The sequence below is a fragment of the Botrimarina colliarenosi genome (genome assembly GCF_007859955.1).
Lineage (GTDB): Bacteria > Planctomycetota > Planctomycetia > Pirellulales > Lacipirellulaceae > Botrimarina > Botrimarina colliarenosi.
This window is the reverse complement of the sequence record NZ_SJPR01000001.1, coordinates 1,044,070-1,063,342: the sequence shown is the minus strand read 5'-3', so window position 1 is coordinate 1,063,342 and position 19,273 is coordinate 1,044,070. Positions and strand designations below refer to the sequence as shown.

At 67.0% G+C, this 19,273-nt stretch carries 16 protein-coding genes; 2 read left to right on the top strand and 14 right to left on the bottom strand.

Annotation, left to right across the window (positions count from 1 at the left end; translation table 11 throughout):
- Positions 1-310 precede the first annotated feature (310 nt).
- The gene (locus Pla108_RS04120) at positions 311-1,024 is read left to right on the top strand and encodes a DUF2513 domain-containing protein (protein ID WP_197526226.1); all 714 of its coding nucleotides are present in this window, start codon (positions 311-313) and stop codon (positions 1,022-1,024) included.
- A gap of 117 nt (positions 1,025-1,141) precedes the next feature.
- Here Pla108_RS04120 and Pla108_RS04115 read toward each other — a convergent pair whose 3' ends face one another.
- Positions 1,142-2,392, bottom strand: coding sequence for a hypothetical protein (locus Pla108_RS04115; RefSeq protein WP_146443281.1), 1,251 nt, complete (start codon positions 2,390-2,392; stop codon positions 1,142-1,144).
- 233 nt (positions 2,393-2,625) lie between these two features.
- On the opposite strand from Pla108_RS04115, the gene Pla108_RS04110 reads away from it, so the two are divergent.
- Positions 2,626-3,585: a histone deacetylase family protein gene (locus Pla108_RS04110; protein WP_146443279.1), complete on the top strand. Its 960-nt coding sequence runs from the start codon at positions 2,626-2,628 to the stop codon at positions 3,583-3,585.
- A 798-nt stretch (positions 3,586-4,383) separates the two neighbouring features.
- On the opposite strand, the gene Pla108_RS04105 is transcribed toward Pla108_RS04110, so the two are convergent.
- The 13 genes from Pla108_RS04105 to Pla108_RS04045 form a co-directional block, all read right to left on the bottom strand.
- Positions 4,384-5,682, bottom strand: a complete 1,299-nt coding sequence (locus Pla108_RS04105) for an MFS transporter (protein ID WP_146443277.1) — start codon at positions 5,680-5,682, stop codon at positions 4,384-4,386.
- 67 nt (positions 5,683-5,749) lie between these two features.
- Complete coding sequence (locus tag Pla108_RS04100) at positions 5,750-6,640, bottom strand: DMT family transporter (RefSeq protein ID WP_146443275.1); 891 nt, start codon at positions 6,638-6,640, stop codon at positions 5,750-5,752.
- Positions 6,641-6,685: 45 nt separating this feature from the next.
- Positions 6,686-9,007, bottom strand: coding sequence for a catalase/peroxidase HPI (gene katG / locus Pla108_RS04095; RefSeq protein ID WP_146443273.1), 2,322 nt, complete (start codon positions 9,005-9,007; stop codon positions 6,686-6,688).
- A 269-nt stretch (positions 9,008-9,276) separates the two neighbouring features.
- On the bottom strand, positions 9,277-9,876 hold the full coding sequence (locus Pla108_RS04090) for a histidine phosphatase family protein (protein ID WP_146443271.1): 600 nt from the start codon (positions 9,874-9,876) through the stop codon (positions 9,277-9,279).
- A 25-nt stretch (positions 9,877-9,901) separates the two neighbouring features.
- A complete protein-coding gene (gene rpe / locus Pla108_RS04085; RefSeq protein ID WP_146443269.1) occupies positions 9,902-10,627 on the bottom strand; it encodes a ribulose-phosphate 3-epimerase in 726 nt (241 codons plus the stop codon).
- 214 nt (positions 10,628-10,841) lie between these two features.
- A complete protein-coding gene (gene scpB / locus Pla108_RS04080) occupies positions 10,842-11,483 on the bottom strand; it encodes an SMC-Scp complex subunit ScpB (protein WP_146443267.1) in 642 nt (213 codons plus the stop codon).
- Positions 11,484-11,569: 86 nt separating this feature from the next.
- Positions 11,570-12,055: a SixA phosphatase family protein gene (locus tag Pla108_RS04075; RefSeq protein ID WP_146443265.1), complete on the bottom strand. Its 486-nt coding sequence runs from the start codon at positions 12,053-12,055 to the stop codon at positions 11,570-11,572.
- Between the two features lie 2 nt (positions 12,056-12,057).
- A complete protein-coding gene (locus Pla108_RS04070; protein ID WP_146443263.1) occupies positions 12,058-13,002 on the bottom strand; it encodes a hypothetical protein in 945 nt (314 codons plus the stop codon).
- 55 nt (positions 13,003-13,057) lie between these two features.
- Complete coding sequence (locus tag Pla108_RS04065) at positions 13,058-14,320, bottom strand: glycosyltransferase family 4 protein (RefSeq protein WP_197526225.1); 1,263 nt, start codon at positions 14,318-14,320, stop codon at positions 13,058-13,060.
- Complete coding sequence (gene gmd / locus Pla108_RS04060) at positions 14,317-15,399, bottom strand: GDP-mannose 4,6-dehydratase (protein ID WP_146443259.1); 1,083 nt, start codon at positions 15,397-15,399, stop codon at positions 14,317-14,319. Before gmd ends, Pla108_RS04065 begins: the two co-directional genes overlap by 4 nt.
- Positions 15,400-15,658: 259 nt before the next feature.
- The gene (locus Pla108_RS04055) at positions 15,659-16,639 is read right to left on the bottom strand and encodes a GDP-L-fucose synthase family protein (protein ID WP_261342506.1); all 981 of its coding nucleotides are present in this window, start codon (positions 16,637-16,639) and stop codon (positions 15,659-15,661) included.
- A gap of 109 nt (positions 16,640-16,748) precedes the next feature.
- Positions 16,749-18,326, bottom strand: a complete 1,578-nt coding sequence (locus tag Pla108_RS04050; protein ID WP_146443257.1) for an MraY family glycosyltransferase — start codon at positions 18,324-18,326, stop codon at positions 16,749-16,751.
- A 306-nt stretch (positions 18,327-18,632) separates the two neighbouring features.
- The gene (locus Pla108_RS04045; RefSeq protein WP_231934282.1) at positions 18,633-19,256 is read right to left on the bottom strand and encodes a WcaF family extracellular polysaccharide biosynthesis acetyltransferase; all 624 of its coding nucleotides are present in this window, start codon (positions 19,254-19,256) and stop codon (positions 18,633-18,635) included.
- Between the last annotated feature and the right edge of the window lie 17 nt (positions 19,257-19,273).

The window sequence follows — 19,273 nt, the reverse complement described above, 5'->3', positions numbered from 1 at the left end:
GGCGGCTGCTAGCATTTTTGGCGCGGCGATTCTTCTTGCGCAACTCCCGGCGCTGGCGCTTAGGGCTCCCCGCCCCGTCGTTGACGATTCCATTTCGCGGGTTCGGGAGCCCTAAGCGCCAGCGCCGGGAGTGAACCACCCAACCGCTCCGCCACCTACTCGACTGCTCAGCAACACCGCCCACATAAATCCGCGTTGCCCCATTTGGCGGAGTTGGCGCATCATGCTCCTCCCGAATACCCCGGCCGCGGCGCCCTCGACCCAGTGCGACACGCGGCCTCCTCACTCCGAGTGCAAAGGAAGGCGCCCGATGAAACGTGACTTGGACCTCTGCCGCCAGTTGCTGGCCGACATCGAGGGGCACGGCCCCGACTGCGCTGTGACCGCCCTTCGGCCGGGCGCCAGCGGCGAGGCGGAAGAGACGCTTCGCTACCACGTCCGTCTGCTGATCGACGCGGGCCTCGCCAAAGAGGTCGAGCGCCCCTCGGCCGGCGTGCCGTGCGTGCGACTCACCAACGCGGGCCACGAGCTGCTCGAGTTGGCCCACAGCGAGGCCCGTTGGCGTGAAGCCAAGTGGGTCGTCGGCGAGCGGACCGGCACGCAATCGTTGTCGGTCATCCGCTCGGTCCTCGCCCGCTGGGCCTACGAGGCCGCCATCCACGGCGAGTCGTGGCGCCCGCGTCGCGTCGCCCGCGGCTACCGCCCGCAGGCCGCATACCGCCCGGCGTACCATCAGGTCGAACCGCGTTACCGCTTCGAGCGCGATGTCGAGCCGGTCATCGAGCCGCGGCCGGTCACGACGACGGCCCGCACGCCGTACAGCTATCTCGAGCGGTTCGATTGGCGGACCCCGTTCGACTGGCGTGACGGCGTCGAGCGCGACTCGTACTACCACGACGGCCTGTACCGCGAGCCGATCACGCGCGAGGGGCGCTACCGGGAAGGGGCCTACCGCAACGGCTACTACCGCGACGCCGAGACGCTCGACCTCGACGGCGTGACGCTGCCGACTTACGTCGTCTGACGACGGTCAAACTAAGCGAAAAGGGCGTGGGTTGCATGCAACCCACGCCCTTTTTCACTTTCATCCCCCTCCCTTGCAGGGAGGGGGATGAAGCGCTGAACGAAAACGTGGCGGGCTCTACTCGGCCGCCGCGAGCGGCTCGGTGTTGGCGACGCCTTGGATCGCCTCGGCCATGTCCTTGATCGCCTCGGAGACGTCGAGGTCGATCTTCCCCTTGTCGCTAACGACGCGGATCGCGTTGCTGACGGCGTCGTCGATCGTGGCGACAGCGGCCTGCTTCGGCTCGGGGCTGATCGCTTTGGCGGCGCGGACGCCGTCCCGCAGGTCCACTAGCAGGGCGAGCAGCGCCTCGCGGACGATGGTTGGCTCACGTTCGGCGTTCTGGACGATCCGCCGCGAGAGCTTGCCGCGGGCGCCGATGAACCCGCCGCCGACCTGGAGCTGGAGGTCTTCGAACTTGTTAGCGATCTCGGCTTCTTCCTTACCGATCTCGGCGGCGAGGTCGATGACGGCGTTAACAACCGGTTCGCCATCGAACTGGCCCGCTTTGGCGTTGAGCTTCTCTAGCGCCGCCGCAATGGTGGCCCGCGACTCGAGCGACAACGACTCGTCACCGATCCGCTTCGTCAACGCCGCGGCGAAGACGCCGCGCGGGCCGGGGGTCCCCAAGTTGGCGATCGCCGACGCGGCGCTCACGAAGACCCACTCACGCACCTCGGGGGTGAACTCCCCCTCGAGCTTATCGACCGACATCACGTCGTACAGCGTTTTCGCTAGCGCCTTCTGCTGGTCGCTCGGCAGAACCCGGACGTACTTCGCATGGCGTTCCAGGCCGATCAGCGCGCCAACCAACTCGTAGTTTGGGACGCGGGCGTTCTTGAGCGCCCTCGATGCGAGCGAGCAAAGCAGGTCGCACGCCTTGGCGCTCGGGGTGGGGGGGTCGGCGTACTTGTCGTCGAGCTTGCCGAGGATAAGCAGCGCGTTGTAACGCACACTGGGATGATACGAGGCGCGCAGCACGCGGACCGCAAACTCCATCGCCTGCTGGTTCATGTACTTCTGCGTCTCGCCCGTCGAGGTGTACAGGTAGTACTTGAAGAGGTCGCCGTGCAGCTTCTCAAGGTCGGCCAGCCCCTCGGCCGTGGGCTGCGTCATCGCGGGGAAGAAGTACTTCTCGACGTATTCCTTGAACTCCTGCGCGTCGCCCGTGCCCGACTTGGCGTAGCGCCGCGCAATGGCGCCCTTGGACGAGAGCCGGCTCTCGACGGCGTCGGACTTGTAGCGCTGCGCCGAGGCGGGCGCCGCCAGGGCGATCACCGTGAGGCAAAGCAACCAGCGCGCAACGGTCGTGTCGCAGAGATAACGCATCGCCAGGGGGTTCCGGTTCCGTTGCGGCTTGGCGGAGAAGGGGGGTTTCCCCTAAACGCCGCCGCTAAAAGGGTTTGGGACGTCGCCACGCGGGGCGCGGCGGTCCATCGCCACACTAGCAAGCCCACGGCGAAAGTGTCAACATTCTGGGACCCGCCCGCCACCGCCGGGGTCTCCGCCCGCGTAATCGGCAGGTCCCGAACCCAGCCGCCCCCCGCCCCGTTCAAGCGATAATGACCCTGCTCTACAGCGATCCCCGCTTCCGTGACCACGCCACGGGGGGGCACCCGGAGTGCCCTGCGCGGATTGAGCAGGTGGTCGCCCGGCTCGAACGCGGGGGCCAGCTCGCCCGCTGCGAGCGGCCCGCGTGGACCGCCGCGACCGACGAGCGGCTGCTCCGCTGTCACGACGCCGACTACCTGACGGCAGTCCGGGCCCTCGCGGCCCGGGGGGGCGGGCGGGCCGAGGTCGACACCGTCGTCAGTCCGCCTTCGGTCGACGTCGCGGCTCTCGGCGTCGGGGCGGCTTGCGACGCCGTCGAGCGTGTCGTCCGCGGCGAAGCCCGCCGGGCGTTCTGTGCGATCCGACCGCCGGGACACCACGCCGTCCGCACCGGGGCGATGGGGTTCTGCCTGTTCGGCAACGCCGCGATCGCCGCCCGCGTGGCGGTCGACGAGTTGGGCCTTGACCGGGTGCTGGTCGTCGACTGGGACGTCCACCACGGCAACGGCACCCAGGCCGAGTTCTACGACGACCCGCGCGTCGGCTTCCTCTCGATGCACCGCTGGCCCTTCTACCCCGGCACCGGCGCCGCGGACGAAACGGGGACCGGCGACGGCCTCGGCACGACGGTCAACCTACCCGTCGAGATGGGGACGTCCCGCGACCGCTGCACGAGCCTCTTCGCCCGCGAGCTCGCCGACCTCGCCGACAAGCTGCGGCCGCAGCTGGTGATCGTCAGCGCCGGCTTCGACGCCCACCGCACCGACCCGGTTGGTTCCCTCGGCTGGGAAGTCGAGGACTTTGTGAGCCTGACGCAGACCGTTGTCGATGTCGCCGCCGCGCACTGCGACGGGCGGCTCGTGAGCCTGCTAGAAGGGGGCTACAACCCGCCCGCGCTAGCCGACTGCGTGGCGGCGCATCTCGACGAGTTGTTAGAGCGCGACGCCGAAGAGGCCCGCGACGCGAGTTAGTTGCCGGAGATGTTGCCGAGACGGTCGCCCGAGTGACGTCGCGGCGAATCGACGATGGCTGACATCGGGCCTTGCCTTTTGGAAGAGCTTCCTAGCCGAGGCGTCGCTTCGAAGCTCCGAGACGTGCGTCCATGGATGAATTCGCACTTTAGTCGTGCATCCGCAACTGTCGGCGGTTGAGCTGCACCGACGCGAGTTTGAGGACCTATGCATCCAACTGGCTAGGCGACCTCAATGTCACCTCTTCCTCCTTACCCAAGGAGATGACGCACTACTCCGTCGCGCTTCCCAATCTACCGGAAGGTCTATGACTTCCTTCAGAGTGGGGTCGAGCTTCAATAACTCGTATTTGGGCATGACGTGCGGTTTCGAACCGCTTACGTCTCCGCCATCCATAAACTGCCAACCTCCGTGTCCGTCTTCGTGTATGACAAGCAGTACAGGCTTGGCTTTGGAAGCGACTGCGTCAGTAGTGATCGCAATTGGATCGAGTGAGTCTGACCACGTCATGGTTTTGTCTTTCTTTCCGCACCCTAGCACGAGAACGGCAATGGCAAAGAGAGTTACTGTGATCCGCACATTCGTCTAACGTATGAGGCTCAGTTCCCGCCCGCCGCATGGGGGGCTTACCACCGACCACGACATTATTCTCGCGAGTATCCCCGAAATTGCGGTCGGTGGACATCACCTCAGCAAGATTCGGCCCGGATCGAAGATGGGTTACTTGAAGCGCCGCCGCGGCTCTGCCTTGTTGATAATCGCTTGAATCAGGGCGACACCCTATGGAACGCGACCAGCTTAAACGCCCCGTTCGTCCAGACGCATAATCAACGGCGCCGCGAGCGTCCGGCATACCCAACCCGCCAAGAACAGCGCGCCGAACACTCGCATCGCGTCCGCGTCACTCTCCTTGAGGGTGTCGTACAATAGGCCCCCCAGCAGCACAGTGACGCCGTTCACGAGGTCGCTCGCGGCGTGGTAGACGGCCAGGTACGGGGCGTTGTTCCGTGGGTCGGCGAGGCCGAGTTTGAGGGTGTCGAGACCGACGTTGAGACCGGCGTAGGCGATCCACACCGCGTACGCCACGCCGACGAGCCACGCGCTCTCCGGCGTTGCGAACCAGAACCACAACGGCCCGGTCGCCACGATCAACTGCGCCGGCAGCATCACCCGTTTCGCCCCGTAGCGGGCGACCATCCGGCCGCACCAAGGGGCGATCGCCGACTGGCCCGACCCCATCCCGATGCGGTACGCCTGCAGGCGTTCGTAGTCGACGCCGATCGCCTTGGGGTACATCCCTTGCGCCGTGGCGGTCAGGCCGTTGGCGAAGCCGAACCAGCAGCTGAACGTCAGCAGCCGGCGGTAGGGCCGTTCGCGGATCGCTTGGCAGAGCGTCTCCCAAGGCGCCATCGGCGTGGCGCTGGGCCGTGTCGCCAGTGCGGTGGTCAGCGCGAGCGGGACGAGCGCCGCCAGCATCAGCACGGTTCCGACCGTGGCGGACGCGGCGAGAGGCGCCCAACGCGTCGCGTCGGGCAGCACGACCCTCCAGAGAGCGGCCAGCACCACGCTCACGCCGATCCCAACGACACGGCCGAGCGTCAGCCAGCGCTCGCGTCCTCCCAGCAAGCGGCTCCGCAGCCGGCGTGGGTAGAGGTCCCCCAGCCAACTCCAGAGCGCGACGCCGCCGAGGTACTCCAGCAGGTGGTAAACGCACCAAGCGGCAACCAACACGCCGATCCGCAGGGCGGGCCGGTCGCCGACGGCCGCCCCCGAATGGCCCCAGGCGACGAGCGGCACCAGCGAAAGCACGACGCCACTCGCCGCAAACGCCGCGAGGCACACCGGCTTGCGGCCCCAGCCACGCCGCGCGCCGGCCGCGATCGCCGCCGGCGCGATCACTCGGAGCGTCCCCGCGAAGCGGGGCGCCGCGAGCAGCCACGCGACCGCGACCCCCTCGGCGCCCAGGTCGAGCGCGAGGTAAACCACCAACGTCGTCGACACCAAACCGTTGCCCAACGCCCACGTCAACGCGTTGGCGTAGGTCAGGGTGACGTCACGACGACGTGCGGTCGCAGGCGGTGCAGGCAGGTGCGGCATGCCGCACAGCTTAGTTCCAAATCACCAAACGTTCCGTAGGTGTTTCGCACTAAGCTTGCCAAATTAACTACGTCGCGTCGCTGACCGCCCGCGCGGATCGTCGCCACCGCCACCCGGCCCCGGCAGCGACCACGCCCGCGGCGACGACCAAGAAGGCCGCCGGGTAGAACGCCGCGTGGGGACGTTCGCCGAGCGCCATCCAAGCGAACATCCCGGCGAAGACGAACTGTGACATGTTCACCACCGCCACGACCTGGCCACGCATCTGTCGCATCGCGCGGTTGAGCAGCGAGTGGCCGATGATGGTCGGCAGCAACGCCAACAGCAGCACCCACGGCGCCTCGGCGCGCCAGTCGGTCGGCCAGGGGCTGCCAACCAGTGCCGCGACGCCGAACGACGCCGCCGCGGCGATCGCGTAGAGCGGCGTCACGTACAGCATCGTCGTCGGGTGATGGCGAAACTTGCGTCCCAGCACCAGGTAGAGCGCAAACAGCACCATCGACCCGAGGCAGACGACGTCGCCGTAGAACGTCTCGGCCGACAACCGGAAGTCGGTGACGAACAAGATCAGCAGGCCTGTGGCGGCCAACAGCGTGGCGATCACCTCGCGCCGTGTCACCCGCTCGCTCGACAACGCCGCCAGCAGGAACGGCGTGGCGATGGGCGTCAAGTTGACGATCAGCGACCCGTTGGTGGCGAGCGTCAGCCGCGCACCGTAGATCCAACTGAAAAAATGGACCGCCAGCACCAACCCGGGGAGGGCCGAGTCACGCAGGTGGGTCCAATTGAGTTCGGCCCGATGCCGCCGCCAGTCGCGCACCGCCCACGGCGCCAAGGCCGTCGCGGCGATCGCCAGCCGCAGTCCGGTGAGCAGCACCGGGTCGACGTGCGACAGCTTGATCCACAGGACCGAGGTCGAACAGGCGAGGCAACCGGCGAGCAGGGCGAGGTACGGCACCGAAAGAGCCTAACCCCGCGCCGCCGCCGTCGGAATGCCGGGCGCCTAGCGTCGGTTCATGGCGACCGACTTCCCGCCGTCTTGGAAAGAGGGATCGAGGTCGAAACGATCGAGCTCCATCACCTTGTTCCAGACCGCGACAAAGTCGTTGACGAACTTCTCCTGCGCGTCTTCGCTCGCGTAGACCTCGGCGATGGCGCGGAGCTGCGAGTTCGAGCCAAACACGAGGTCGACCGAGCTCGCGGTCCACACGACGTCGCCCGACTCGCGGTCGCGTCCTTCGAAGAAGAACTCGCAGCGGGGCGACTGGCGCCATTCATTGCTCATGTCGAGCAGGTTGACGAAGAAGTCGTTGGTTAGCGCGCCGGGCTCTTTGGTGAAGACCCCGAGCTGCGACTTGCCGGCATTCGTGTCGAGCACCCGCAAGCCGCCGACGAGGACCGTCATTTCCGGAGCGGTCAGCGTCAGCAGGTTCGCCCGATCGATGAGCTTCTCCGGCGCGGGGCGGTCGAGGTCCTTGCCGAAGTAATTGCGGAACCCGTCGGCGGTCGGCTCGAGCGGGGCGAAGGACTCGACATCGGTCATCGCTTGCGTCGCGTCGGTGCGGCCCGGCGTGAAGGGGACCTCCACGTCGTGGCCCGCCTTCTTGGCCGCCTTCTCAACCGCCGCGCATCCGCCGAGCACGATCAGGTCGGCGAGCGAGACCTTCTTGTCGCCCGACTGGGCGCTATTGAAGTCCTTCTGGATCTTCTCCAGCTTCTCGAGCGTCTTCGCGAGCTTGGCAGGTTCGTTGACTTCCCAATCCTTCTGCGGCGCCAGGCGGATCCGCGCGCCGTTGGCTCCTCCGCGCTTGTCGCTCCCCCGGAACGTCGACGCCGACGCCCAAGCGGTCGCGACCAGGTCGGAGGTCGAAAGCCCCGAGTCGAGCAGCTTGCGCTTCAGGCTCGCGATGTCCTGGTCGCTAACCAACTCGTGGTCGACCTCGGGGACCGGGTCCTGGAACAGCTGCGGCTCGGCGACCCACGGCCCCAGGCAGCGCGAGACCGGGCCCATGTCGCGGTGCGTGAGCTTGTACCACGCCTTGGCGAACGCCTCCTCAAACTCCTCGGGGTGCTCGTGGAAGCGGCGCGAGATCGGACCGTACTGCGGGTCCATCTTAAGGGCGAGGTCGGTCGTGAACATGATCGGCGCGTGCGACTTCGACGGGTCGTGCGCGTCGGGCACCGTGCCGGCCGCGGCGCCATCGACGGGGCGCCATTGCTGGGCCCCCGCCGGGCTCTTCACCAGTTCCCACTCGTGGCTGAACAGGTTGTCGAAGTAATCGTGGGACCATTTGGCCGGAGTCGAGGTCCAGGCGCCTTCCAGGCCGCTGGTGATGGTCGACTCGGCGTTGCCCTTGCCAAACTTATTCTTCCAGCCGAGGCCTTGCTGTTCGATGCTGGCGCCTTCGGGCGCGGCGCCGACGTTGTCCGCACTCCCGGCGCCGTGGGCCTTGCCGAGGGTGTGCCCGCCGGCGATTAGGGCGACCGTTTCTTCGTCGTTCATCGCCATGAGGCCGAACGTCTCACGGATGTCCTTGGCGGCGGCGAGCGGGTCGGGCTTGCCGTTGGGGCCTTCCGGGTTGACGTAGATGAGGCCCATCTGCACCGCGGCGAGCGGGTTATCGAGTTCGCGGTCGCCGTGGTAGCGCTCGTCACCAAGCCAGGTTGTCTCGGGCCCCCAGTTGACGTCGAGTTGGGGCTCCCAGACGTCTTCCCGTCCGCCGGCAAACCCCATCGTTTTGAAGCCCATCGACTCGAGGGCGCAGTTGCCGGTGAAGACCATCAGGTCGGCCCACGAGATCTTCCGCCCGTACTTCTGCTTGATCGGCCAGAGCAGGCGCCGCGCCTTGTCGAGGTTCGCGTTGTCGGGCCAGCTATTGAGCGGCGCGAAGCGTTGGGTGCCGTAGCCCGCCCCGCCACGTCCGTCGGTGACGCGGTAGGTCCCGGCGCTGTGCCAGGCCATCCGGATGAATAGGGGGCCGTAGTGGCCGTAGTCCGCCGGCCACCAGTCCTGCGAGGTCGTCATGAGCTCGTCGATGTCCTTCTTCAAGGCCTCGAGGTCGAGCTTCTTGAACTCCTCGGCGTAGTTGAAGTCCGCGCCCATCGGGTCCGACTTGGCCGAGTTTTGATGCAGGATCTGGAGGTTGAGCTGGTTCGGCCACCAGTCGCCATTGGTGTACGTCCCCGCCGCGGTGGCGCGGGCTGTGACATCCATCATGTCGCCCATCACCGGGCACTTGGCGACGTCGGCGCCCGCGCTGGGGGCTCCGAGCGCGGCGAGCGGCGTCAACACCGCCGAGATCAGCAACAACGGACGCACGAACATATGGTTCCTCTTTCGAAAAGAGCGGGGAGATGGGACTCAGGCCGACGCAAGCGTCGGACAAGGATCTCAACTATAGGGGCTTAGCCTATGACCCGACCAATGCATCGACCAGATGGTAGGAATGCGCCCAATGCATACAGCCACCAAAGCGCAAGAGCGGACCTTGAGCGGCGGGCGCTATTCTCGGGCGCCGTTAAGGCAGGCTACCGGGCGCTGAGAACCCTTCATCTGTTGGCGATAGCGGCCTCGCCCCGCTCGCCAAGCACGCTTCACGCCACACCGGTCGGCAGTTCTTCGACGACTTCGATCGCCTCCCACAGGCCACAACGCTCCGAGCCCTTCCAGAGGCCGGTCACCTCGTCGTGGTGGAGCACGTGCCGCACGACGCTCGCCAACGGCTCGGGCGCGACCAGGGCGATGGTCCCTTCCTTGTGCTTCTTAAGCAATTTGCGGAGCGCCTCACCGACGCGGGCCTTGGCCTGCAGCAGTGTCTCGCCCCCCGGAGGGCAGACCGTGTGCGGCTGGTCCTGCCACTGGCGGTAGACCTTGGGCTGCTTGGTGCGGACCTCTTCGACGAGCATCCCCTGCCACAACCCGTGGTTGAGGTTCACCATCTTCTCGAGCGGCTTGGACTTCACCGTTGTGTTGTTCTGGGCGCCGACCGCCTCGGCGATCATCTTGCCCGCCTCGCGCGCCGACTGGCACGGCGACGTGTAGACGGCGGTCGGGTTCTCGGCGGCGACGCCGACGATCGCTTCCTCGGTCTGACGGCGGCCGTCTTCGCACAGCGGGATGTCGAGCGTCCCCTGGATCCGACCCTGTTGGTCGAACTCGGTCGCGCCCGGACGGACTAGCAGAAACTTGAGCATCACAAGGATCTCAGAAGGAACGGATTCACGCCCCGCGACAGCCGGCTTCCGCCAACTTCGTGAGCGTGCTCATCCGCTGGGTGTAGTCCGAAGAGCCGTCCTCGGCGCCGAACACCGCGGTGCCCGCCACCAGCAGCTCAGCGCCCGCTTCGGTGCAGGCGGCGACCGTCTCGTCGTTGACGCCGCCATCGACCTCGAGAACCGCGCTACAGCGGGGATGGTCCCGCAGCCAGCGGAGCTTGTCGAGCGCAACGGGATTGAAGGCTTGGCCGCCGAAGCCCGGCATGACGCTCATGACGAGCACCAGATCGGCCGCGTCGAGGACCGGCTCGATCTGTTCGATCGGCGTCGGCGGGTTGATCGACAACCCTGCGGCGGCGCCGAGCGACCGGATGCGGTCGAGCAGCGGCCGCGGGTCGTCGAGCACCTCGGCGTGGACCGTCAGGATGTCGGCGCCCGCCTTGCGGAACGGCTCGACATAGTCGGCCGGGTTGTCGAGCATCAGGTGCACGTCGAGCGGCAAGTCGGTGATGCGGCGGATGGCCCGCACCACGGGAACGCCGATCGACAGGTTCGGGACGAAGTGGCCGTCCATGATGTCGAGGTGCAGCACCGTGGCGCCGGCCGCCTCGACTGCGGCGATCTCTTCCCCGAGTCGGGCGAAGTCACACGCCAGCACCGACGGCGCGATCGCCACGCCGCCGCGGAGCGTCAGCTGACGGAGTTCGCCGGCGTTGAGCGGCCCGGGCATCGCGGCAAGACCTCGGCGACAGGAACTTCGGCGAATCGACCTTCGGCGAAGGGGACCCGGCGACGCTCGAGCGGCCGGCCCCTAACGGCAAGGGGGCCACGTCTTCGGACGGGCCCCTGGAAACTGCCTCACGGTTTTGTCATGCGGGACGCTTCGAAGCAACCCCCGGCGTGCGGCAATCCGTACCGCTCCACCCCCAAGCGAAGGGTCCTGGTCAGTCGTCGAGTTCCTCAACGCGCGGCAATTGCTGGAGGCTCGACAGGCCCAGCAGCTGTAGAAAGCGGTCCGTGGTGGCGTAGCGGGGCCCCTCATCGCCTTCCGACGGCTCGTCGCAGCGGACAAGGTCACGGCGTACGAGTTGCCGCAACGTCGGGCCGCTCGCCCCCCCACGGAGGGCGTCGATCGCCGCAACGGCGATCGGCTGCCGATAAGCAATCACCGAAAGGCACTCCAGCGCCGCCGGCGAGAGTCGCGACGCCCGGACGCGTCCGCCGAGGCGGTCGGGCGCGTCGGCGAACGCCTCGGCGAGCACCAATCGGTAGCCTGCCGGCGACCGCTCGACGCGGCAAGCGGCGTGGTCTTCGTCGTAGTGTTGGTCGAGCCGCTCGATGAGGGTGTCGACGTCGGCTGCCGAGACGTCGCGGATCACCGCGGCGATCGCCTCGGCAGAGATCGGGGCGTCGTCCGAGCGGCCGACGAACAGCACCGCCTCGACGATCCCTTCGGGGGTCACGGCGTCGGGATCGGGCGCCGGCGACGCGTTGCTCGGCTTGTCGAGCATCCGCTCGAACGCCGCGCGCAGCCGTGACATCGGCAGCGTTACGGGTCCCTCGTCGTTGGCGTCTTGTTCGTTCATCGGACGGAACGGTAGCCGGGGGCGCGCGGCGCCGGAAGACCGGCTGACGCCCCCATGCTGGCGCCCCGACGCTGGCGCCGCTGTCGTCAGACGCCGAGCAGCTTGGCCGTCGCGTGCCAGAGGAGCGTCCCATCGCCCGGCTCGGGAGGCGGGACATCGAAGCGGACGGCGGCGACGGCTCCCTTCGCAAAGCGGATCGAGGCGTCGTCGTCACCAAGCCAACTTGCGGAGATCGACTCCAAGTCGGGGTTGTGGCCTACGAGACAGACCCGCTCCGAACTGGCGATCTCGCACCAACGCAAGAGCGGGATCGACGTGGCCCCCGGGGCGAGTTCCGCAAACGACTCGATCGGCGCGCCCGTTGCCTCGGCGAGCAACTCGGCGGTCTGGACACAACGGACATACGGGCTCGTAGCGATCCGTTCGGGGGCGAAGCCCCCCTCGACGAGCCGCTCGACCATCCGCCGGTAGCGTTCGATCCCTTCGTCAGTCAACGGCCGCTGCGAGTCGTCGGGCCAAGCGGGGTCGCCGTAGTGACCGGCCCAGGCGTGGCGGGCGAGGTAGACAATCATGGTTACCGCTCGCGCCAGAGAAGGTGGTCTTCGATGCCCAGTTCCGCCTGCTTCGCCGCGATCGCTTGCTTGTAGCGCTTCGCGTCGACGGGATAACCGGCCGTCGGTTTGAGGCCGGGGATGTGCGCCGTCCAGAAGGCGTTGAGTCCCCGCATCGCCAGTTCGCGGAGCAACTTCGCCGTCATCGACGCCAGGGCGACCGGCAGCTCGGTCTCGCCGTTGGTGCGGAAGGCGAACGTCAGGCCGTTGCCGCTGCGGTAGCGGCTGACCGGACGGGCCTCGTCGAGCGTCTCGACGCAGCTGTCGGGGAAGTGCTGCTGCAGCAGAGGTCCGTAGCGGTTGCGGCCGCCGTGCTTGTCGAAGGTGAACGCACAGGAGACGCCCTCCTCGATAACCATGTCGTAGAGCCGCCGCGCCAGGCCGATCGAGACGTGCGACAGCGCGGCGCCCTTCGTGCCGTGCTCGGCGACGAGGCGGTTGAACTCGGACGGGAAAATGAGTCGGGCGGCGGCCCGCGGCGTCGCGACCCCGGCGTACTCGCTGACTTCGCGCAGCCGCCGGGCGCCAGCGGCGATGTCGGTCGGATCGGCGTGGCACGGCAGCGGCGGGTCGAATCCCTCCCGCCACGGCGCTTTGGCCATTTCTTTGTTAGGGTCGGCGCCCAGACAGGTAATGAGTTCCTTCCAACAATGCGGCTGGCCAAAGGCGGCGTAGACAGCCCGCTCGAGCTGCGCTAGACCCGCTTTGGGGGCGTAAACAGCCTTCGAATCCGCGATGAAAAGGCGTTCGTCGCCACGCGGCGTCGTCGGCGTGACCGCGTCGACAAGACTCTCGTAGAGGTCGTCCTTTGAAAGCGTCCGCCACGCCGTCGCGGCGACCACCAGCGGCCCCAGGTTCGGGCCGTAGCCCGCTTCGTCGATGCCGATCCGCCAATGGAGTGCGTCCATGGGGCGATTGTACAGGAACCGCCAAGACGCCAGGAGCGCCTACGATGTCTCGCTGCTACTTCTTAATCGTCGCATCCATGGTGTCGCAGAACTGGTTAATCATCCGCCCGGTGTCGAACCGCTCTCGCACCAAGGCCGCGGCCCGCTCGCCCATGGCGGCGAGTTCTGCCGGCGGCAGGGCGCGGATCTCGTCAATCACGCGGATGGCGCCGTCCACGTCGCCGTGCTCGACGCTCCACCCGATCCGCGCGGCCGGGTCGTCTTCGCTCAACAGGTCGGTGACATGGCTCGGCCACGGGCCGGCGTAGAGGATCGGCCGTCCGAGCGCCAGCGCGCCGTACACCTTGCAGGGATGGACGCAGCCAACGACCGCGTCGCCCAGCGTCACCAGGTGGACGTCGGCCGCCGACAGCGAGCAGCGGATCGACTCGAGCGGCTGGTACGGCAGGCTGATCAGGTTCGTCGGCTTGTGCTGGGCGATCGTCGCTTCGACCGACTTCTTCCGCACGCCGCCGCCGATGAACATGAAGACCAGGTCCTCGCGGTCCTGCATCCGCACGGCCGCGTCGAGGAGCGTCTCGATCGGATTGGTGAGCGCATGGTTGCCGCTGTACATAACGACGAACTTGCCTTCGAGTCCGTGCTCACGGCGGAAGGGGTTCTCGTCGTGGGGGACGCCGCCGTCGTGCTCGGCGTGCGGCCAGGGGGGCATCACCGTCAGCTTGTCGGAGACGTCGTGCTTGCGGCAGAGCCGCTCGCCCATAAAGCGATCGAGCGCGACGATGTGGGCGGCGTTCCGCAAGATGCGTCGGTTGAACCAGTCGAAGACGCGCGCCGAGAGCGCCGTCTCCTTGATCCTGCCGAGCTGGATCATCTGATCGGGGTTGAGGTCCATCGCCCAGTAGGTGATGGGGGCCCGTCGCACGAAGCCGATAATCACCGCCACGAACGACGCCAGCGGCGGCGACGTGCTGACCAGAATTGCGCCGAGTCGCGGCGTGAAGAGCCCCCGCACGAGCGCCTGCGCAAGGAAGACCACCATCCCGGCCAACCGGTGGGCGATCGTCTTCTTGCCAAACGATGCGAAGGGCATCCGCACGATCTCGACGCCGCCCAGCGTCTCGCGGAGCGGGTACTTCTGCGTCGGATCGTCGAAGCCGCGCGCCGAAGTGATGACACGCACGTCATTACCCCGCGCGACAAGCGCCTCGGCCGCGTCGGCCAGGTACTGGCCGACAGCGGTCGGGTCGGGGACGTAGACCTGGCTGAGGATCAGGACACGCGGACGCTTGGCTAGCGACGACGCTTCGCGGCTCACGTCACGGGGCTCGCGCTGCTGGAGGCGGCCTCTTTGCCGGCAAGCACCAAGTCGTGCTCGACCATCATGCGGGCGAGCTCTTCGACCGTCACGGTCGGCTCCCAGCCGAGCTCACGTTTCGCCTTCGACGGGTCGCCCAACAGCAAGTCAACCTCGGCGGGACGGAAGTAGTTGGGGTCGACCTGCACCAAGACCTGGCCGTCAGGACCGACGCCGACTTCATCGACGCCTTCGCCACGCCACTCGAGCGGCAGGCCGATGTCGTTGAAACAGAAGTCGCAGAAGTCGCGGACCGAATGCGTCTCGCCGGTCGCCAGGACGTAGTCGTCCGGCGTGTCGGACTGCAGCATCCGCCACATCCCTTCGACGTAGTCGCCGGCGAAGCCCCAGTCACGCTTGGCGTCGAGATTTCCTAAGTAGAGCCGCTCTTGCAGGCCAACCTTGATGCGGGCCGCGGCGCGGCTGATCTTGCGCGTGACGAACGTCTCGCCGCGACGGGGCGACTCGTGGTTGAAGAGGATGCCGTTGACCGCGAACAGGCCGTACGACTCGCGGTAATTGCGGGTCATGTGGAAGGCGTAGGCCTTGGCGACCGCGTAGGGGCTGCGAGGCCAGAATGGGGTGGACTCGGTCTGCGGCGTCTCGAGCACCTTGCCGTACAGCTCGCTGCTGGAGGCTTGGTAGAAGCGGCAGTTGTGAAGTCCGAGTTCGTAGATCGCGCCGAGTAGACGCGCGGTGCCAAGGCCGGTGACGTCGCCCGTGTACTCGGGGATGTCGAACGAGACCTTCACGTGCGACTGGGCGCCGAGGTTGTAAACCTCGTCGGGCTGCGACTGGCTGAGGACCCGCTGCAGCGACGAGCTGTCGGCGAGGTCGCCGTAACAGAGCTTGAGCTTGCGGTCCTCGACGTGCGGGTCTTCGTAAAGGTGGTCGATGCGACCGGTGTTGAAGGACGAGCTGCGGCGAATGACGCCCCAGACCTCGTAGCCCTTCTCGAGGAGCAACTCGGCGAGGTACGAGCCGTCCTGGCCGGTGATGCCGGTGATGAGGGCGACTTTCTGCTTCGGATCGCGAGCCATGAGGGACCTCGGTAGGACGCTTCTATTAGAAGGACGCTATAGGAAGGGAGACGGGGGGACGGGTGGGGGCAGGGGGATGGCGGTTCGAAAGGTTGACTCGAAGACAGATGGAAGCCTAAAGAACTAAGTCGGTTAAGGAATTAGAAAAGACGGGAAGCTGCTGAATTCTGAGTTCTGGATACAGAAGCCGGCGACCGTCGGTCGCCACCATCCCTTTAATCTCCCCTTATCTCCGACATCCCCTTTCTTCAATTCACCATCAGGTGGCGGCCACGCCGCGGACGGCGTCGGCGTTTTCAACGTGGTCAAGAAACCAAGCATAGGTCGCGGGGATGCCCGCAGAAAGCGCGGTTTGCGCCTTCCAGCCCAGGCTCGTCAACTTGGAGACGTCGAGCAGCTTGCGGGGCGTGCCGTCGGGCATCGAGGCGTCGTAGGACACGGTCGCCTCGGGGTAGACCGCCTGGCGGACGAGGTCGACCAGATCGGCGATGGTGAGGTCCTCGCCCGTGCCGACGTTGATCGTCGATTCGCCGTCGTAGTGATCCATCAGGTAGAGACACGCGTCGGCCAGGTCGTCGACGTGGAGGAACTCACGCCGCGGGCGGCCGCTCCCCCAGACGGTCACCTCGCCCGGGGCGCCGCTCGCTTCGGCCGCCAAGCGGCAGTCGTGGAACTTGCGGATCAGGGCCGGCAGCACGTGGGAGTTGGCGAGGTCGAAATTGTCGTTCGTCCCGTAGAGATTGGTCGGCATCGCCGAGATGAAGTTGCTGCCGTGCTGCTGGCGGTACGCTGAGCACGACTTGAGCCCAGCGATCTTGGCGATGGCGTACGCCTCGTTGGTCGCCTCGAGCGGGCCGGTCAGCAAATACTCTTCACGAATCGGCTGGGGGCAATCACGCGGGTAGATGCAGCTGCTCCCTAGGTAAAGAAGCTTGTCGACGCCTGTGCGGTGCGCGGCGTGGAGCACCGTCGCGTGAATCATCAGGTTGTCGTAGAGGAAGTCGGCCGGGCGGCTGCGGTTGGCGTGAATGCCGCCGACGGTGCCGGCCGCGTGGACGACGTAGGCGGGACGGTTCTCTTCGAACCAGGCGTCGACTTGGTGCTGGTCGCGGAGGTCCATGTCACGGCGAGTGGCGGTGAGGACCCGCTCGAAGCCGGCGGCTTCGAAGCGGCGCACCAACGCCGATCCAACCATCCCACGATGGCCGGAGAGAAACACCGGGCGCGTACGATCGATCATGGCGAGCGGAAGGATGGGGGAGAGCGGGAGGAGAGGGCGGCGCGGAGGCCGCGAACGGGGCCCTCATGATAGCGGGCCGGCGGGGGGAGCGTTGGGCGACCGGGCGGTGTTAACGACCGGCTAGCGAGGTTTCGAGGTGGGCGACGGGCGGGGCGGGTTGGGCCCGCTTCGCAGCGGCGGCATGGGTGAGCGACTCTTTGACTTGGCGGATGTCGTCCTCGATCGGTTCGAGGAAGTCGAGCACCTGGGTGATCTGGGAAAGCGTCGAGCGATCGGGGTCGTCGGCCACGCCGGCGACCTCGAGCTTGCCGACCGGTACCCCGTCCACCAGCAGCGGGTGCGACAGACGCCAGACCGAGTCGGCGGTGTGCTTGGAGGTCTTGGGCGCCCGCCAACTGGCGTAGAACGCCTCGTGGACGGCGGGCATATGGATCGTCAGTTGAAGCTTGGTGAGCCCGTAGCCCGGCGCCGACTCGACGAGCGAGTCCCACATTACCCCCCACTCGTGCGAGCCCTGTAGGCGGACCGTACCGTGCTGCGCGCGGTCTTCGCGGGTTTCTTTCGAGCGGAGTGATATCCCGCTCTCTCGCAGGCGATTACGGAGCAGCTCAAACTCAACGTGGCCGAAGGTGCGGCTGCTGATCAGGAAGACGACGACGATCGCCACCGTCACGACGACAATGAGCTCGTTTTGCCAGATCACGCCCAACACGGCGCTAAGGCACGTCACCGAGCAGATGAGCGTGATGAAGAGCGACGCCTGGCTGACGGTCCAGCCCCGTGACAACAGGGCGTGGTGCAGGTGGCCGCGGTCGGGGGCGAAGATGCTGCGGCCGGTCAGCCGGCGACGGACGATCGCGGCGCCCGAATCGAGGATCGGCACGGCCCAGACCGCGAGCGGCACGACCATCGCCACGAAGGCGGGGGTCTTGAGGTTCGTCTGGAGGGCGATCGCTCCGATCACGAGGCCGATCACCATGCTGCCGGCGTCGCCGAGATAGATGCTCGCCGGGGCGAAGTTGAACCGCAGGAAGCCGAACAGGGCGCCCGCCATCGCGAGGGTCACCACCGCCTCGGGGAACTGGCCGAAGTAGGCGTTGATCGCGGCCAGCGTCAGGCAGAGCACCATGCCGATGCTCGAGGCGAGCCCGTCGATGCCGTCGAGCAGGTTGATCGCGTTGGTCGACCCGACCAGCCAGAAGATCGACAGCGGAATCGAGACCCACCCAAGTTCGACGTCTGAGCCGAAGATCGAAAGCATCGGGATCTTCAAGCCCAAGTAGACCAGCACGCCGGCGATGCCGACCTGGCCAATCAGCTTGTAGAGCCCGCGGAGGTCGCGGGCGTCGTCGTAGAGACCCAGCACGAGGGTCGCGAAAGCCGCTAGGGCGAGGCCCGCTAGCTGCCGGGCGTCTTGGCCGAAGAAGGTCACCGTGAGGGCGAAGTCGGCGAACAGAAACGCAACCGCCGCCGCCGCCAAGGCGCCGCCGAGAACGGCGACGCCGCCCCCCAACGCCACCGGTTTCGCCTGGGTCTTGCGGCCGCCCGGGTTGTCGACAAAGCCAAGCTTGATGCTAGCGCGACGGACAATCGACGTCATCACCAGCGACACCAACCACCCAACCACCAACGCGATGGCGTAGGTGGCGATGCGGTATTCGGAGAAGACTAACGACGACAACGTCACGGGGTGCGTCCTTGATGCGAGCTCTCGTAGCGGTCCGCGATTATTGCGCGACGCCACCTTCTGGTCGATAGTTCGGGACGCGGACTCCGCCGCTTCCCGGGGCAGACCTCTGGGCAACTGCCGGGCCAAACCCCCTTCGATGGGGCCAAACTCTACTTCGAGGGGGAAATCCCCGGCAGATTCCGGCTATTAGACGCTGTCGAGCGGTTCGGAGTTGCACGCCTGCCTGAAAAATCGACAAGTTCATCCACTCCCGATGTCGCCGAAACGCCACAGGCGTTGCCAGCAGACAACCGCCAGTGGGGTCTAGGCGGTCGGGGGCTCGCGGTCACCGAGCACGCGGGCGGGGACGCCTCCGACGACTTGGGCGCCCGCGACGTCCTTCGTCACGACGCTGCCGGCGGCGATCAGAGCATTGGGGCCGATGGTGACCCCGCCTAGGACGGTAGCCGCCGCGCCGATCCAGGAGCCCTCCCCCACGGTGATATCGCCGACCAGCAGGCCAAAACCCCTCCGGCGGTGGTCATGCCCCCCGGTGCAGAGATAGGCCCGCTGCGAGAGACAGACGTGGCTCCCCAGCCGGACATCGCCCAGGTTGTCGATCCACGCCTCCTGGCCGATCCAGACGTGGTCCCCCACCTTCAGCCGCCAGGGGTACTTGATCCGCACATTCGGCTTGATCGTCACATTCCGGCCGATCGTCGCCCCAAACGCCCGCAGCAGCGCCCGTTTGGGGCCGCTCGCCGGGAGCCAGCCCGACTCGAACAACAGGACGCTGAGGAAGTACCAGACGAGCTGCGTCAGCTTCCCCCGCCCGGGGCGGTAGTCCCCCGGCGTGTAGTCCGACAGATCGACCCAGGCGTCGGTCGGCGGCGGGGGCGTTGCGGGCAAGGCAGGCGGGGGGGCGTGGGCCGCGGAGGGTACGTTCAAAACTACCTCATCCCAGA

What these genes read in the sequence shown, in the direction of transcription:
- Pla108_RS04120 (WP_197526226.1), top strand. Translation starts at nt 311, where the DNA reads ATGAAACGTGACTTGGACCTCTGCCGCCAGTTGCTGGCCGACATCGAG.
- Pla108_RS04115 (WP_146443281.1), bottom strand. Translation starts at nt 2,392, where the DNA reads ATGCGTTATCTCTGCGACACGACCGTTGCGCGCTGGTTGCTTTGCCTC.
- Pla108_RS04110 (WP_146443279.1), top strand. Translation starts at nt 2,626, where the DNA reads ATGACCCTGCTCTACAGCGATCCCCGCTTCCGTGACCACGCCACGGGG.
- Pla108_RS04105 (WP_146443277.1), bottom strand. Translation starts at nt 5,682, where the DNA reads ATGCCGCACCTGCCTGCACCGCCTGCGACCGCACGTCGTCGTGACGTC.
- katG (WP_146443273.1), bottom strand. Translation starts at nt 9,007, where the DNA reads ATGTTCGTGCGTCCGTTGTTGCTGATCTCGGCGGTGTTGACGCCGCTC.
- Pla108_RS04090 (WP_146443271.1), bottom strand. Translation starts at nt 9,876, where the DNA reads ATGCTCAAGTTTCTGCTAGTCCGTCCGGGCGCGACCGAGTTCGACCAA.
- rpe (WP_146443269.1), bottom strand. Translation starts at nt 10,627, where the DNA reads ATGCCCGGGCCGCTCAACGCCGGCGAACTCCGTCAGCTGACGCTCCGC.
- scpB (WP_146443267.1), bottom strand. Translation starts at nt 11,483, where the DNA reads ATGAACGAACAAGACGCCAACGACGAGGGACCCGTAACGCTGCCGATG.
- Pla108_RS04075 (WP_146443265.1), bottom strand. Translation starts at nt 12,055, where the DNA reads ATGATTGTCTACCTCGCCCGCCACGCCTGGGCCGGTCACTACGGCGAC.
- Pla108_RS04070 (WP_146443263.1), bottom strand. Translation starts at nt 13,002, where the DNA reads ATGGACGCACTCCATTGGCGGATCGGCATCGACGAAGCGGGCTACGGC.
- gmd (WP_146443259.1), bottom strand. Translation starts at nt 15,399, where the DNA reads ATGGCTCGCGATCCGAAGCAGAAAGTCGCCCTCATCACCGGCATCACC.
- Pla108_RS04055 (WP_261342506.1), bottom strand. Translation starts at nt 16,639, where the DNA reads ATGATCGATCGTACGCGCCCGGTGTTTCTCTCCGGCCATCGTGGGATG.